Below are 15,232 nucleotides of genomic sequence, written 5' to 3'. Positions count from 1 at the left end.
GCCGAAGGGCGGTGCGGCGACGACTGGCCACGCGAACAGGCATGGCCCCACCCTGCCGGACGGGTCCGACAGTTCACGCCACCCTGGCCCCTGGATCAGCGGTGCCCCAGCACGTTGACCACCCGCCCGTCCGGATCCCGGACGAAGAACCGCCGCACTCCCCACTCCTCGTCCCGCAGGGGATGGACGATCTCCGCGCCACTCCGCTGGACGGCCGCGTAGGCGGCGTCCACGTCGTCCACCTCCACGCTCAGATCAGGCGAGACCGGCCCCGTCAGGTCGTCCTCCGCATAGAAGCTGACCTGCGCCGTCGGCACCTCCGCCGAGGCCACCGTCATGATCCAGCCGTGGTTCATGACCTCCTCGAACCCGAGCACCCCGTAAAACTCCCGAGCGGCCTCCACGCTCCCCACCCGAACATTAGGCACAACCCGCCGAACCCCCACAACGCCTCCCACCCTCGCCCAACTCCTGCCCACGGTCTCACGCGACGCGGACAGACCCCGCGCGCATGCGATGCGGTCCCCCGCGACGCCGCGCGTCACGTCCAGCACGACCACACCCGACACGGTCACGCCCCGGCGCTCCATGCGTGACACACACGGCTCTCGCAGGCGATGCGGTCCCGCGCAACCGGCGCACCCGATGCGCTCACGCGACGCGGACAAGCCAGCGAGATCCCGCGCGACCCGAACGAGGCTCGGCGCGGTCACCCCCGGCGTCGCCCCGCGCGAGGCGGACAGGTCGGTGGGATCCCGCGCGACCGCACGGGTCTCCGCGTGGTCACCCCTGGCGCGGCCCCACGCGCCACGGACAGGCCGGCGAGATCCCGCGCAACCTGCACGGGACTCCGCGCGGTCACGCCCGGCACGGCCCCACGCGAGGCGGACAGGCCGGCGAGATCCCGCGCAACCTGCACGGGGCTCGGCATGGTCACGCCCGGCGCGGCCCCACGCGGGGCGGACAGGTCGGCGGGGTCATGTGGGATGCGGGAGCAGGGCAGCACGCGGGATGGCGCGGGCGGATGTCGGCGTGACGTTGGGATGTCGGGCACGGGGTTGGGTGCGGACGGAGGCGGGAGCGGCCAAGGAACGCAGGTTGGGGAGCTGCGGGGTGGCGGGGTGTGGAGAGCGGGGGTGCGGTGGGGGCCGCGATCGTGAAGGTGGCGGGTGAGGTGTTCGGGGCGGGAGCGGGTGCGAGGGGGGCTTCGGGGGACGGAGTGGGTGGGCAGGGGAAGGGGGCGCGCCGGGTGGGGTGGGCGCGCCTGGGGTGGGTGGGTTAGACGGCGGCGTGGAGCCAGCGGACGGGGGCCCCGTCGCCGGCTCGGCGGAACGGTTCCAGTTCGTTGTCCCAGGGGGTGCCGAGGAGGCGGTCCAGTTCGTGTTCGAGGGTGGTCTTGCCGACGGCGGCGTTGGCCATGACCGCGCGGAGGCGGTCTTCGGGGATCATGATGTCGCCGTTGGCGCCGATCACGCCGGTGAAGACGCCGAGGGACGGCGTGAAGCTGTAGCGCACGCCGTCGCAGCCCGGGGTGGGGTCCTCGGTGACCTCGAAGCGCAGCAGCTTCCAGTTCCGCAGGGCGGACGTGATCCCCGCCGCGGTGCCTGGCCTGCCCTCCCAATGGAGTTCGGCGCGGAGCGTGCCCGGCGCGGCGGGCTGGTCGGCCCACTCGAGTGAAACGGGCACGCCGACAACACCCGCGGCGGCCCACTCGATGTGCGGGCTCAGCGCAGGTGGCGCGGAGTGGACGTAGAAAACGCCACGTGCGGTCACCGGACCTCCTGGATCTGTACCGAGGCTCGTCTTCCCCTACGGCCTCGTACGCTCCCGAGACGGATTCCGCGTCCCTCATTCTGCATCATGGACACCCGACGCACCACCACGCGACCATTGTTTGTCTGTCACTTGACCATCAGCGGTCGCGTCACTTTCGTGCGCCGCACGGCTTCCCAACGACTCTCCCGCTCCACGCCCTCGCCCCCGCCCACAGCGGCGGCGGCCCACTCCAACCCAACCTCAAGTGCCGCCCCGAACCGGGGCGGACGACGATTCGCGTCACTGTCGTTTCGTCTCTCCGGTCACTCGCACCTCCCTCCGGTGCCGCCACACCGCGCCCATGATCCCCAGAAATGAGATGATCAAGCATGCGAGGGGGATGACGTCGCCCACGCGGTCGTAGGGCGTCCGGCTCGCCGGAGGCGGGACGGCCATCCTGACCGGGACGGTGCCGCGGCGGTCGGTGTCGAGCCAGGCGATCCGGCGACCGCGCGCGTCGAAGGCCGCGGAGACTCCGGTGAGCGCCGCCTGGACGGTCGGACGTCCGGTCTCGGCGGCCCGGACGGCGGCGAGCGACGCGTGCTGCGGCGGCGCCCAGCTGTTCTGGAAGCTGGACGTCGCCGACTGGTAGACGATCACTTCCGCACCGCGGCGGACGAGCGCGCGCCCGAAATCGGGGAAGGCCGATTCGAAGCAGATCAGCGGGCCGAAAGTCGTCCCGTCCGCGGTCATGACGGTCGGCCCCGTCCCGGGAACCCGGTCCTGGCCTGCGGCCTTGCTGATCCCGCTGAGCCAGCCGAACGCGCGGCGGAACGGGATGTACTCGCCGAACGGCACCAGCCGGGTCTTCGTGTAGCGGCCTCGAATCCCCTGCGGACCGACCAGGACACCTGTCTTCGTGATGCGGCCTCGCGCATCCGCCGCGTCCACGTTGACGAGGAGCGGGCCCCGTGCGGCGGCCAGTTGCCGTAGCCGTGCGACGAGTTCGGGATTGCGGTCCAGATCCACGCCGACGCTGCTTTCCCCCCACACGGTGAGGTCGGCGGGTGCGGCTCCCGTCGTCAGCCGGAAGCCGGTGGCGAGGCGCGCGTCCGGCCCGTCCACGATGCCGGCCTGGACGAGATTGATCCGCATCGTTCGCGCCGTCGGCGGCTCCGCACGTAAGGCGTAGGTGATCGGCCCGATGGTCGCGATCGCCGTGGCCAACACGGCCATCGAGACCTGGAAGCCTCGACCTCGGCCGTCGGGTCCGTCACTGCGACCTCGGCTGTTCGTTCCTCGGCCTCCGTTCATCGGTTGTCGTGGTTGGCCATTCGCTTCCTGGGCGTCCCTGCTTCTCTCCTGGAAGCCTCCTGTTCTCCGTCGGGTGGAGTCCGTCTCCTCGGTCGCGTTCGTTTCTCGGGTCAGCTCAATGGCATGGCCGGAACGGGATGAGGCGACGGGGTGCGCCGGCACGGCGGAGGTCGGTGATGCTCTGGACGGAGTTGTGGGGCGTTCGTTCTCCGCGATTCCCTCTGCGGCTGCGGACTCAGGCCGAACCTCGCTAACGGCAGGCGAGGCGTGCTCGCTAGAAGGTGAAGCGTTGGCGGCAGATGAGCGGCGGTAGGAGAGCTCGGCGGCGGCACTCGGCCCGAGGTCGAGCGTCGCCAGAGCGAGGGTCAGGGCTGTGTTCGCGGCGACCAGGGCGAAGGAGATGAGCCAGATCCCGCCGAGGGCGGCCAGGGAGAGTTCCGTCGGATGGTGCCATTGGGTCGCGCCGTAGACCGCCCAGGGGCCTCCCAGCGACGGACGGGATCGGGCCAGCTCGATCGTCACCCACGCGCTCGGAAGGATCAGGAGCGCGTAGATCGGGTGGCGCGGGATCAGGGCGCGGGCGGCCATTCCCCACGGAGCCCAGAGCGCGCCGAACACCAGCGCGACGAGGGGCAGGCCGGGGCCGATGTAGGGCAGCGTCCAATACAGGGCGGCGAGGAGGTAGCCCGCGCCGAAGGACCAGCCGCGGGCGGCGGCTTCGCGGCGGGTGCCGGCCCTCGCCATCAGCAGCATCCCCGGGACGAGCGCCGTCCAGGCCAGCCAGCCGAGGTCGGCTCGGGGGAAGGCGAGGATCGGGAGGGCACCGGTCGACACGGCGACAGCGCGAATCAGCCAGACCGTGCGCCTCACCGCGAGACACTGTCCGGAATGTGCCGCCGGGGCGGCTGGTTCCTCTCGTTCATCTCTCCAGTAAGGCATCCCGGATCCCCCCTTCGCCAACTCGGGGCCGAGTTGTGGATAACTCGATTCACGACTACCGAGAGCTACCGATCCGGCACGATGAGCACGGGAGCGATCGGTTCGCGAAGGTGAGGGCGAATGTTCGATCAGCAGGCTCGGCTGGAACGGCTGCTCGCGCGGCATCGGGACGCCGTGGTGGTGGAGCCGGTCGCGGGACGTCCGGCACTGGTGCGGCGTGACCAGGTGCTCGTCGCGGGCGACGACGCGGCGGCCGCTCAGGACCTGGTCCGGCGGTGGTACGACTCGCGCCAGGACGAGCACGGCGTCACGCGCCTCCGGCTGCGCGCGCCCGCGAAGGTGGACGTCTGCGAGCTGGCCGCGCAGCTGTCCGGTGACGGGCCGCACCGGAGCCTGAGCGTCTCCCCCAATCATCTCGTCCACGGTCAGCCGCTGTGGTGGAGCGGCCCGGCCGACCTGCCCCGGGCCGCCTCGGCCCTGCCCGCGCCCGCGCCGTCCGCGGTGCGGCGCGAAGTGACGGTCGCCGTGCTGGACACCGGACTGGACCCGCACCCCTGGTACGAGGGGACGGAGTGGTTCGCCGAGCAGCGCGCCGAGGTCGCTGAGGTCCTGGACGCCGATCTCGACTTCGAGCTGGACGCGCAGGCCGGGCACGGCACGTTCATCGCCGGTGTCGTGCTGCGGCACGCACCGTCCGCCCGGATACGCGCGCGGCGCGTGATCGGCGGCGACGGGGTCGGGGACGAACTGGACGTGATCCGCGCGCTGCACTGGCTCGCCGCTTGGGGCGGTGCGGACGTGGTCAACTTGTCGCTCGGCTGCTACACGTTCGACGACCGTCCGTCTCCGGTGCTCGCGCGCGCGTTGGGCGCTCTCGGCCGCCGGACGGTCGTGGTCGCGTGCGCGGGGAACGCGGCGGGCGACCGGCCGTTCTGGCCCGCCGCCCTGAAGTCCGTGGTCGGCGTGGCCGCCCTCGACGCGCGCGCGGAGGATCGTGCCTGGTTCTCCAACTACGGATGGTGGGTGGACGCCAGCACCTCGGGCGTGGACGTGGCGAGCTGCTTCGTACGGTTCGACGGGCCTCGTAAGCGCGTCAACGGAATCGACCCGGACCTGTTCTCCGGCTACGCGACCTGGAGCGGCACGTCGTTCGCCGCGCCCGCTGTAGCCGGTCGCATCGCCGCCTTGGCAGCGACCGAGAATCTGTCTCCCGTAGCCGCCGCCGACCGGATCCTCGATCCGGCGGCTTCCCCTACCCGCCCGGACCTCGGCGTAATCATCAGGGCTTGAGCACGGCCCGGACGCGATGCGGTAACCGTAATCGACTGAGCACTGTACGTGTCCGCACGCGGCCCTAGTGTCGTCGTTCAGCGGGGGCCTCTTGGAGGAGTGCCGGTGGCCTTGAACGAACGTCCTGCTCCGTCCGAGAGCGGACGTGTCCTTCCCGGGGTGATGGCGGGCGAGGCGGAGGAAGGGGTGGTGCCGCACGCGCGCGCGGACGAGGCGACACGTGCGGCGCGTCGAAGCGTGCACCTTCCGCCGATCCCGGAAGCCGCCGACGTCGAGTCGGGTGAACTGCTGATCCGTGCACGCCTCGGTGACAGGGCCGCATGGGTCCTTCTGGTGAACCGCCATGCGCCGCTCCTATGGGCGATCGCCCGGTCGTGCGGTCTGGACGATGCCGATTGCGGCGATGTCGTCCAGACGACGTGGTTGAGGCTCGTCGAGCGGATCGACACCGTCCGCGATCCCCAGGCCACTCCACGCTGGTTGGCCGTCACCGCACGCCGCGAGGCTCTGGCGCTGGCCCGGCGGCGGGGACGCGAGAGTTCCGCGGATCCGTCGTGCTTCACCGACCTCGCCCCGGCGACTCCCCTCGGCAGCGGCGTTTTCGGTCCGGAGGACACCGCGCTCGCGCGCGAGCAGGTCGGCAGGGTCGGAGAAGCCCTACGGACGCTCCCCCGACTTTGCCGGGACTTGTTGCGGATGCATGCGCTGGCGCACAGCTACGCCGAGTTGGCTGCCGCCCTGGACGTCCCGGTCGGCAGCATCGGATCCGCTCGCGCGCGTTGCCTCGACCAACTGCGCAGGAGGCTCGCCGCATGAACGACAAGCCCCTCCTGGACGAACTGCGTGTCGCTTTCGAACGCCTCGATCCCGTGCCGGACGATGTGCTCGCCGCCGGGCGGTCCGCCCTCACCTGGCGCGATCCGGACGCCGACCTGGCAGAACTCACGGACGAGCGAGATCACGGGCTCGTCGGCGCACGTGGCGCGGGCAACGCGGGTAGCGCGGGCAGTGCAGCAAGTGAGGGCGGCGCGGGCGGCCCGCGGCTGCTCACCTTCCGCGCGTCGGGCCGCACAGTCGAACTTCAGGTCTCCGGTACGGGACGGGACCTGGCGCTGAGCGGACGCCTCGCACCGGCGTCCGCAGCCGACATCCGCCTCAGGCATCCGCACACCGACGAGCTGTTCGCGCGCGCGGACGAGACCGGATGCTTCGTCCTCACAGCCGTCCCGGACGGCCTGATCAGCCTGGTCTTCCACCTACCGGACGCCAGTTGTGTAGTCACGAGCTGGATCCGGCTCTGAGACAGGTTCCCGAACTCCCCGCCCTCCGAAACGGAGCCGCATGCTTCAGGATCCGCCCGACGTGACGGGACGGGATTTGTTGCGTCTGGCGACGACGCATCCGGCCGTCGCCTACCGCAGCGCTACCGAACGGATCGCCTGGGCTGAAACCTCGGGAGACACCAGCGATCTGGTCGTAGCCCTTCGCGCGGCAGGTGTCGCTGCCAAAGAACTCGGTTTCCTAGAGGACGGCATTGCGCATCTGGAACAGGCTCTGGTCCATGCGGGTCCCTCGGTGTACGCCGTGGCTCAGGTCCGTATGAACCTCGTCGGTCTCCTCGCCGCGCGGGGCGACACCAACCGTGCCCTAGCCGAAGCAGGGCGAGCCCAGGGAATCTTGCGCGGCGCGGACGCGTACAGACTCGCGGCCAACACTGTCTGCGCCCTCGCGCGCGCAGGGAGAATCGCGGACGCGGACACTCTTGCCGCATCCACCCTTACCAAGCTCCGCCAAGGCGACGACCCGGTGGCGCTTGCGGGAATGCTCTCGAACCTCGGTTTGGCGAGGGCATTGCGCGGCGAGTTGAACGAAGCGGAGCGCTTCCTTAACGAGGCAAGCGTGACCAGCGAGAAGCATCAACTGGGGCTGCAAAAGGCCATGGCCCGTGCGAATCTCGCATTCGTGGCGTCCAGGCGCGGCGACATCCCGCGGGCCCTGCGCCTCTACGAGAAGGCTGAACCGGACCTGACCGGCGAGCGGATGGCGCAGTGCCGGTTCGACCGCGCCGAGACGCTCATTCATGCCGGCCTCCCAGGTGAAGCCCGCAAGCTCCTGACGTCCGCCTTGCGGGACGCCGAGGCGAGCGGCTACAGATGCGACCTCGCCGACGGGCTGCTTCTGCAGGCGCACGCCGAACTCACCGACGACGATCCCGAGACCGCCGTCATAACGGCAGGGAAGGCCGCCGACGCCTTCACCCGGCAGGGACGCCTCGGCTGGCTCCCCCTCACCGAGCATCTCCTCCTGCGCGCGCGATGGGAGACGGGCGAGCGCTCAGCCGTGCTGCTCGGCACCGCCATGGCAACCGCTGATCGACTCGCGAGCGCAGGTTGGTCCGAGGCTTCCGCCGAAGCGCGCATCATCGGAGCACGCTTGGCGCTCCACCTGGGACGCCCTGCCGAGCAGATGCTTGTGCGCGTCGCTCGTGCGCGCGCGCACGGCCCGGCCGCGCTCCGCGTTGTCGCATGGCATGCCACCGCACTGGAGCGGCAGGCGCGCGGCGACCTCAGAGGCGCGTTGGCCGCCGTATGGTCGGGCCTCTCGGTTCTCGCCGAACACGCCGACGCGTTCACCGCCCACGACCTGCGGGCGCGCACGGCCCGTCTGGGAGCGGACCTCACCGAGCTCGCTCTGCGGCTGTCTCGTTCGGCGCGTGAGCTGCTGATCGCCGACGAACGCCGCCGAGCGCTCGCGCGCCGTCCGGTCGCGGTGCGTCCGCCAAGAGATCCGCGGCGGGCCGCTGCCCTGGCCGAGCTCCGGCTGCTCAGCAGCGCCCACGCGCTTGCGACCTCTCGCGGGGAACCGGCTGTGGCGTTGAACGAGCGGATGGCCGAACTGGAGACCTCCATACGCGCGGGCGCGCACAGCATCTCCCCATCCAGCCGGAGCGCGGCCCAGAACGTGCCCGGCCTCCGGGAGCTGAGCGAAGCGCTCGGCGACCGCATGCTGCTCCAGCTCGTCCGAATAGACGACGCGCTCTGGGGCGTGACCCTCGTGGACGGCCGTCCGCAACGGCACCGGCTCGGCTCTTACGCACGAGCGTCCCAGCAGGTGCATCTGCTTCACTCAACCTTGCGAACCCTCGTGGAGGACGAGCAGGACTCCGCCGCCCTCCGCAGCCTCGCCCAAGCGACCCAACGCCTCGACGACCAGCTCATGGCCCCGCTCGCGATCCAGGCGTCCGAGCTCGTCATCGCGCCTACGGGAAGCCTTCACACGCTGCCTTGGAACGTCCTTCCGTCGGTGCAAGGGCATCCATGCACCGCAGTGCCCTCGGCCACGGCTTGGCTACGCGCGCGCACGAGCGTTGACCACAGCTCCTCACGCGTCGTACTCGTCGCGGGACCTGGCCTCGTGCACGCGGAGCGGGAGACGCGCATCCTGCGCCGCGTGCATCCGAACGCGCTCACACTGGCCGGTCCCAGAGCGCGAGCCGAAACCGTCCGGCAGGCCATGGACGGAGCCGATCTCGTCCACATGGCCACCCACGGGGAATTCCGCACGGACAACCCGATGTTCTCGCGGCTCCTGCTAGCAGACGGCCCGCTTACAGTGCACGACCTGGAAGACCTGGCCACACCGCCAAGAACCGTCATCCTGTCCGCGTGCGACGTCGGACGCGGTGGAGCGGACGACGCGGTCATCGGCATGGTCGGCGTCCTGCTCGCCCTCGGCGCGCGCACGGTGGTCGCGAGTGCCTCACCGCTGCGCGACGCGGCGTCCCCGGCGTTCATGGCCGATCTGCACGCGCTCATGGCGTCCGGTACGAGCCCCTCCCGAGCCTTGGCGGCCCTTCCCCGCTCAACGGGGCTGCTCGGCCTCACCTGCTTCGGCGCGGGATAGACCGGTCCGTCAGGCTTCGCCCGTCGCCACGGGGTTCGTCGGGTCCGCCACCCAGGCCGACCACGAACCGACATACAGCGCGGCCGGGATTCCGGCCAGATGCAGGGCCAAGATCTCGTGCGCGGCGGTGACCCCTGAGCCGCAGTACGCGCCCACATCCACCGCGTCCGTAGCGCCGAGCCCGGCGAACCGCTCGCGCAGCAGCTCAGAAGGCAGGAACCGGCCGTCCACGCCCACGTTCCCGAGCGTCGGCGCGTTCACCGCGCCCGGAATGTGCCCTGCCACGGGGTCGATCGGCTCGACCTCGCCCCGGTAACGCTCGGACGCGCGCGCGTCCAGCAGCACTCCGGCCTTCGCCAGTGCCGCCGCACCCGCCGCGTCCAGAACGGGAAGGTTGCCCGGGCGCGCCTGGAAGTCCCCCGGCTCGACCTCCTCGTAGGAATCGCCTACCGCGACGGCGTTCCCAGCCGTCGTCCACGCGTGGTAGCCGCCGTCCAGGACGCGGACGTTCTCGTGCCCGAAGTACCGCAGCGTCCACCAGAGACGGGCGGCGGCCGTGGAGTCGGCGCCGTCGTAGACGACCACGGGACGGTCGGCGAAGACCCCCGCGCGCCGCATCGCAGCCTCGAACGCCGCCGGTTCGGGGAGCGGATGCCGTCCGCCGGAGCCGGGCGTCCCGGCGACGTCGCGGTCCAGGTCCACGAAGACCGCGCCCGGCAGATGGCCCTTCCGGTAGGACTCGACGCCCGGCGGACCGCCGAGGTGCCATCGCACGTCGAGCAGCACCGGCGCGGGGCCCCCGCGCTTCAACATCCGTTCCAGCGTGGACACGTCGATGAGAGGGCGCACATCGCCAGTCTGACCGGCATCGCCCGAATTAGGGAGGGCCGAAGGCAGGTTCGTCACGGCCCCGAGTCTATTGAGCACCAGGTCGCCCACACGTGACGCGCGACACGCGCACGCACGAGGCACGCGGGGCGTGCGTGCCGGGCGCGGGACGCGTCACGCAGCCTGCGTACGCAGGAGGGCGGCTACTCGCGGACGGCGGTCACCAGCGGGACGAGCTGTTCGGCCGAGACGAGGGAGCCGTGCATGCCGACCATCCGGTCCAGCCAGGGTTCCCGTTCGCTCGCAACGATCGCGAGGTCGGTGAAGGGGATCGCCACGATGTCGCCGATGCGCGGTAGGAAAGCCGGGACGACCGGTCCGAACCAGCCCGCCGCCACTGCCTCCTCGCGGGACGCCACCCACGCTTGGTCTCCGAGCGTCTCGCGCCATGCGGCGAGCACGTCGTGCTCCGCGCCCGCCTCGGCGTAGACGTAGCGGCAACGCGCGTCCCCGCCCAGCATCGCGACCCCGGCGGCAAGCTCCGGAACGGTGTCGGCGTCCACCCGCTCGGTCGGATCGGTCATGCCGTGGTCACCGGTCACGTACAGCGCCGCTCCGGGCGGCAGGACGGCCGCGATCCGTTCGGCGAGCAGATCCATGAAGCGCAGCTGGTGCCGCCAGTGCGGGGAGCCGCATCCGAACTGGTGGCCGGTCGAGTCGAGGTCCGCGTGGTAGACGGTCACGTATGAGCGATCGCCTAGGCGGAGCGCATGTTCGGCCTGCGCGACGAGTTGCCCCAGGCCGCTGGCAGCGATGTGGTTCGCGCCGCGCGTGGTGGCACGGCTGAGCCCGGTGTCCCGGTACAGCCCAAGGGCGATGTAGGACGTGGCGACGCCGTCCTCAGCCGCCCGCTCGTAAACAGTGGGCGCCGGTTGGAATTCGGCAGGCTCAGCTAGCTCGTCTTGCCACCTGAGACAGTTCAGCAGTCGTCCGGTACCGGGAACGGCGACCTGCACTCCGAGAAGGCCGTGCCCGCCCGGAGGCAATCCGGTGGAGAGTGACCCGAGGCTGGTGGCGGTCGTCGCGGGAAGCCCCGCTGAAAGCGGACCTCCGGACAGCGAGTTCAGAAACGGCGCTTCCTCCGGATGCGCGCGCAGGAGGTCCCAGCCAAGGCCGTCGATGACGAGCACGCACACGCGCGGGACGGAAGGCAGCCCCAGGGGGTTCGCAGCACCGGGAACGTCCAGAGTCCCCAGGACGGACGCCGTGAGATCCGACAACGTACGCGCCCCGTACGGCGGGACCGGCGGAGCCATCGTCTCCGGGTCGGACGAAGGTTCGGACGAACGGGCCGGCTCGGACGACGAACTCTGCTTGGAATCGGACGACGAAGTCTGCTTGGAAAACGCGCTCCGCCCCCGCATACCGTCGGCGCCCGGTGTCCCGTCCGCACCGGAAAGCGCCTCCGCGCCCGGCAGGCGGCCGGGCGGCGGGGCGGGCTCGGGCGTCACCGGGCCGTGGCGGCGGACAGGGCCTCGGCGAAGGCCAGGACCTGGACGACCGCGTCGGCGCCGTCGGCGGCCTCGCTCACGCGCAGCGACAGGTCGTCGGCGGTGACGCTGCCGGTGTAGCCGTGGTCGGCCTCGCAGTTCTCATCGCCGCAGGTCGCCGGTTCCAGGTCGATGTGCGCGATCGCGCCCCACCCGATCGTCAGCACGACCTCGCTGGGCGGCATCCCCGGCACGTACGTCTCCGGGTCGGGGACGACGCGGGTGAGCGCGACCGACTGGACGCGCTCCAGTTTCACGGCTTCAGTGGTGGTGGACGCGTGCGGACGGGTCATCCCATCGCCGGGCGGGTGCTCGTCGGTGTGGCAGAGCAGCAGCCGGGTCGCGGTCAGCGCCAGTACGGTGACGTGGCGGCGCACCTCCATGGCGGGATCGAACGCCGCCTCGTGGTGGACCACGTACGCGACGACGCGCTCGTCGCCGATGGCGGACTCGACCGCGTCCGCGACCAGGCCAGGGTAGTAACCGCTGCGCTCGATGGCGGTGCGCAACCCGTGAACCGTCGCTCGGGTTTCCCTCATGTCTCCATCCTGCCCTGTCCGGGCCCGTGCCCGCACACGGGCGGCCCGTTCCGCGCGGTGCTCCGCCCGTCCGCACGCGCGCGTGCGCTCCCGTCCCCCGCGCGAACGGGCGGATAGGGCGAAGGGTCGTGCACCGTCCGTCCTGGGTACGGATGAGGACGTGACAGACAGAGATCCACTTCCTTCGCCACAGCCGATCCCGCGCCCCGGGCCGGAGCCGGCGCCGCCCCCGCAACCGCCCGTGCCGCCGCCCGAACCGCCTCCGGGACCGCCGCAGCCGCCCCCGGGGCCCGTGCCGCCCGGCCCGGCTCCCGATCCCATTCCGCCTGGTCCGGCACCGGATCCGTACCCGCCCGGGCCCGCGCCCGATCCGGTTCCGCCGGAACCCGGGCCGGCTCCACCCGGACCACCGTCCTGACCGGAACCCGTCAGGTCCGCCTCAATCCAGGCGGGCTCTAACCCAGGCGGCGCGGCCCGAGTTCGGGCCGCGGCCCCATGGGACGTTGCAGCCGCAACCGGACACCTCGGACCGACACCCCGGAGGCGTCCGCGATCACCGGGTCCAGCTCCAGGCGGGCCACTTCGGGCAGGTCGTCGCCCAGTTTCGAGACGCGCTGCAGCAGGTCCTCGACGGCGGACACGTCCACCGGCTCCGCGCCTCGGTGGCCGAGCAGCAACGGCGCGGTCCGGATGGCCCGGATCATCGCCGCGGACTCGGCGTCCGTGAGCGGCGCCAGCCGGTAGGCGCGGTCGTCGAGGAGCGCGGCGGTCTCGTCCGCGAGCCCGAAGGCCACCACAGCGCCGAACGACGGGTCCTCCGAGGTCACGATCCGAACGGGCACTCCGGAGCCGCCACAGTCGTCCTCAGGGCTCTCTGGAGCCCTCTGAGCCTCCCAGGTCTCCTCGCTGCGCAGGAGTTCGGCCTCAAGCTCGGAGATCACCGGCTCGGAGACGGCTCTCAACTCGGACACGGCGTCAAGATCAGACGCGGCGTCCAGGTCGGAGGCGGCCTTCAGGTTGGACGCGGCTTCCGGCTCGGCGAGCTGGATTCCGTAGCAGGCGAGCAGCTCCGCCGCCTGCGCGCGCGAGGCGGCGACCGGGGCGGCGTCATTGGGCACGGCGTCCAGCCAGCCGCCGACGAGCGCGCGGGCGCGGCGGCGGTCCTCGGCCGTGACCAGGTCGCGGACGCGTCCGGGCGGGCGCTGCCGCCACTGCGCGTACCGGATCACGTAGGCCAGCGCCCGGACGGCGTCCTCGGGAGCCGGGTAGGACGGCACGGACCCGGCGGCGGCGCTCCCGTCCGGCGCGTTGATCCGCAGGTCGGCGGGCATTCCCTTGAATCCGAGGTAGGTGGCGACGATCGGCTTGGACGATCCGGCCGCCAAGCGGAGGATCTTCTGCGGGACGCGCAGGTCGTAGCCGCCGATCGTGGGCGGGGTGAACAGCGCGACGACGGCGTCCACGTTCTCGTCGCGCAACGCGCTGGCGAGGGCGTCCTCGTACGCGTCCGCATCCGCCAGAGGACCGAGGTCCACCGGCGGCCGTACGCGCAGTCCCAGCGCCACAGCGGCATCCTGCGCGAGAAGCCCCAGCGAGTCGGAGTTGTCGATGATGGCGATCCGGTCACCGGCCGGTAGGGGCTGGTAGGCGAGCAGCTGCGCGACGTCGAAGAGCTCGGAGAGGTCCTCGACGCGGATGACTCCCGCCTGCGCGAACAGGGCGCTTACGGCGTGGTCCGGCAGGCTCAGGGCGCGCGCCGCGTGCCCTAGCGGGACACCCTGCGTGCTGCGCCCGCTCTTGACCGCGACGATTGGCTTGCGGCGCGAGAGCCGCCTGGCCAGGCGGGCGAACTTGCGCGGGTTTCCCAGCGATTCGAGGTAGAGCAGGACGGCCTTGGTAGCCGGATCCTCCTCCCAGTACTGCATGAGGTCGTTGCCGGAGACGTCCGCTCGGTTTCCCGCCGAGACGAACGTGGAAAGGCCGAGCCCGCGTTCGGCCGTCCGCTGGAGGATGGCGGTGCCCAGGGCGCCCGACTGCGAGAAGAACCCCACGGGACCGCGTCCGGGCAGGGTCGGCGCGAGGGTCGCGTTAAGTCGGACGTCCGGGTCGGTATTGGCGATGCCAAGACAGTTGGGGCCGACAACACGCATTCCGTAGGCGCGGGCTAGGCGAACGAGCTCTTCCTGCCGTGCTCGTCCTTCAGGACCGGCTTCACCGAATCCCGACGAAACCACGACCAGCCCATGGACGCCCTTGCTGGCGCACTGTTCCACGACCTCGTGCACAGTGTTGGCCCGCACGGCCACCACGGCCAGGTCGATGTCATCGGGGATGTCCAGCACCGAGGTGTAGGCCCGTACACCCGCCACCGCCGTAGCGGTCGGATGCACCGGATAGACCGGCCCGCTGAAGTCGCCTCCCAGCAGGTTCCGCAGGACGGTCTGCCCGACGCTGTGCTCCGCCCGGCTCGCGCCCACGACGGCCACCGAACGGGGCGTCATGAGCCTTTGGATGGACCTTGCTTCAGCGCGGTGCTCGCGCGCGGCCGTGACCTCCACGGAGGTCTCCGTGGGCTCCAGGTCGAGGACGAGCTCGATCACGCCGTCCTCGAAACGCTGCTCGGCGCGGTAGCCGGCCTCCCGGAAGACCCGCGTCATCCGCCGGTTGTCGGGCAGGACGCTGGCCACGAAGCGGTGCACGCCGCGCTCGCGCGCTGCGGCGGCGATGTGCTCCAGCAGGACGGCCCCGAGGCCGCGGCCCTGATGCGCGTCCTCGACCAGGAAGGCGACCTCGGCCGTACCCGGCCGGTCGGTGAGCCGGTCGTACCGGACGACCGCCACCATGTCGCCGCCGATCGTGGCGATCAGCCCGACCCGTCGGTCGTAGTCCACGGTGGTGAAGTGCTGGATCTCACGGTCCGAGAGATGGGGGCGCGGCGAGAAGAACCGGTAGTAGATCGTCTCGGCCGACAGCCGGGCGTAGAAGGACCGCAGCAGGTCGGCGTCCTCGGGACGGATCGGGCGCAGATGCGCCGTCCCGCCGTCGGCGAGGACGACGTCGGCCTCCCAATGGTCCGGATAGTCCCGCTTGCTCTCCCCGCTCACGCCACCGAGA

General features: G+C 71.4%; 11 protein-coding genes. 4 read left to right on the top strand and 7 right to left on the bottom strand.

The genetic code is table 11. The features are described 5' to 3' along the window. Positions 1-95: 95 nt before the first annotated feature. The 3 genes from ACFPCY_RS35560 to lnt form a co-directional block, all read right to left on the bottom strand. Positions 96-446: a VOC family protein gene (locus ACFPCY_RS35560; RefSeq protein WP_378262811.1), complete on the bottom strand. Its 351-nt coding sequence runs from the start codon at positions 444-446 to the stop codon at positions 96-98. Positions 447-1,278: 832 nt separating this feature from the next. Next, entirely contained in the window at positions 1,279-1,773 is a 495-nt protein-coding gene (locus ACFPCY_RS35555; protein WP_378262810.1) for a DUF3145 domain-containing protein, read from the bottom strand. Positions 1,774-2,055: 282 nt separating this feature from the next. After that, positions 2,056-4,173 carry an apolipoprotein N-acyltransferase gene (gene lnt / locus ACFPCY_RS35550; RefSeq protein ID WP_378262809.1) on the bottom strand — a complete coding sequence of 706 codons (2,118 nt, stop codon included), beginning with the start codon at positions 4,171-4,173 and terminating at the stop codon, positions 2,056-2,058. Between lnt and ACFPCY_RS35545 the strand changes: the two genes are divergently transcribed. The 4 genes from ACFPCY_RS35545 to ACFPCY_RS35530 all read left to right on the top strand — a co-directional run bounded on the left by ACFPCY_RS35545 (position 4,129) and on the right by ACFPCY_RS35530 (position 9,201). After that, positions 4,129-5,298, top strand: coding sequence for a S8 family peptidase (locus tag ACFPCY_RS35545; RefSeq protein ID WP_378262808.1), 1,170 nt, complete (start codon positions 4,129-4,131; stop codon positions 5,296-5,298). The genes lnt and ACFPCY_RS35545 overlap by 45 nt on opposite strands. A gap of 105 nt (positions 5,299-5,403) precedes the next feature. Next, positions 5,404-6,114, top strand: coding sequence for an RNA polymerase sigma factor (locus tag ACFPCY_RS35540; protein WP_378262807.1), 711 nt, complete (start codon positions 5,404-5,406; stop codon positions 6,112-6,114). After that, entirely contained in the window at positions 6,111-6,599 is a 489-nt protein-coding gene (locus ACFPCY_RS35535) for a hypothetical protein (protein WP_378262806.1), read from the top strand. The genes ACFPCY_RS35540 and ACFPCY_RS35535 overlap by 4 nt, the downstream gene beginning before the upstream one ends. A gap of 40 nt (positions 6,600-6,639) precedes the next feature. After that, positions 6,640-9,201 carry a CHAT domain-containing protein gene (locus ACFPCY_RS35530; protein ID WP_378262804.1) on the top strand — a complete coding sequence of 854 codons (2,562 nt, stop codon included), beginning with the start codon at positions 6,640-6,642 and terminating at the stop codon, positions 9,199-9,201. 9 nt (positions 9,202-9,210) lie between these two features. Here ACFPCY_RS35530 and ACFPCY_RS35525 read toward each other — a convergent pair whose 3' ends face one another. The 4 genes from ACFPCY_RS35525 to ACFPCY_RS35510 form a co-directional block, all read right to left on the bottom strand. Beyond that, positions 9,211-10,050 carry a sulfurtransferase gene (locus ACFPCY_RS35525; protein ID WP_378262802.1) on the bottom strand — a complete coding sequence of 280 codons (840 nt, stop codon included), beginning with the start codon at positions 10,048-10,050 and terminating at the stop codon, positions 9,211-9,213. Between the two features lie 182 nt (positions 10,051-10,232). Next, entirely contained in the window at positions 10,233-11,219 is a 987-nt protein-coding gene (locus tag ACFPCY_RS35520) for an alkaline phosphatase family protein (RefSeq protein WP_378262800.1), read from the bottom strand. Positions 11,220-11,536: 317 nt separating this feature from the next. Next, the gene (locus tag ACFPCY_RS35515) at positions 11,537-12,118 is read right to left on the bottom strand and encodes a DUF5998 family protein (protein WP_378262798.1); all 582 of its coding nucleotides are present in this window, start codon (positions 12,116-12,118) and stop codon (positions 11,537-11,539) included. A 455-nt stretch (positions 12,119-12,573) separates the two neighbouring features. Next, entirely contained in the window at positions 12,574-15,222 is a 2,649-nt protein-coding gene (locus ACFPCY_RS35510; RefSeq protein ID WP_378262796.1) for a bifunctional acetate--CoA ligase family protein/GNAT family N-acetyltransferase, read from the bottom strand. Positions 15,223-15,232 lie beyond the last annotated feature (10 nt).

Source organism: Actinomadura gamaensis (assembly GCF_042652125.1).
Lineage (GTDB): Bacteria > Actinomycetota > Actinomycetes > Streptosporangiales > Streptosporangiaceae > Spirillospora > Spirillospora gamaensis.
The sequence above is the reverse complement of the archived record's forward strand: the minus strand, read 5'-3'. Positions and strand labels throughout refer to the sequence as shown.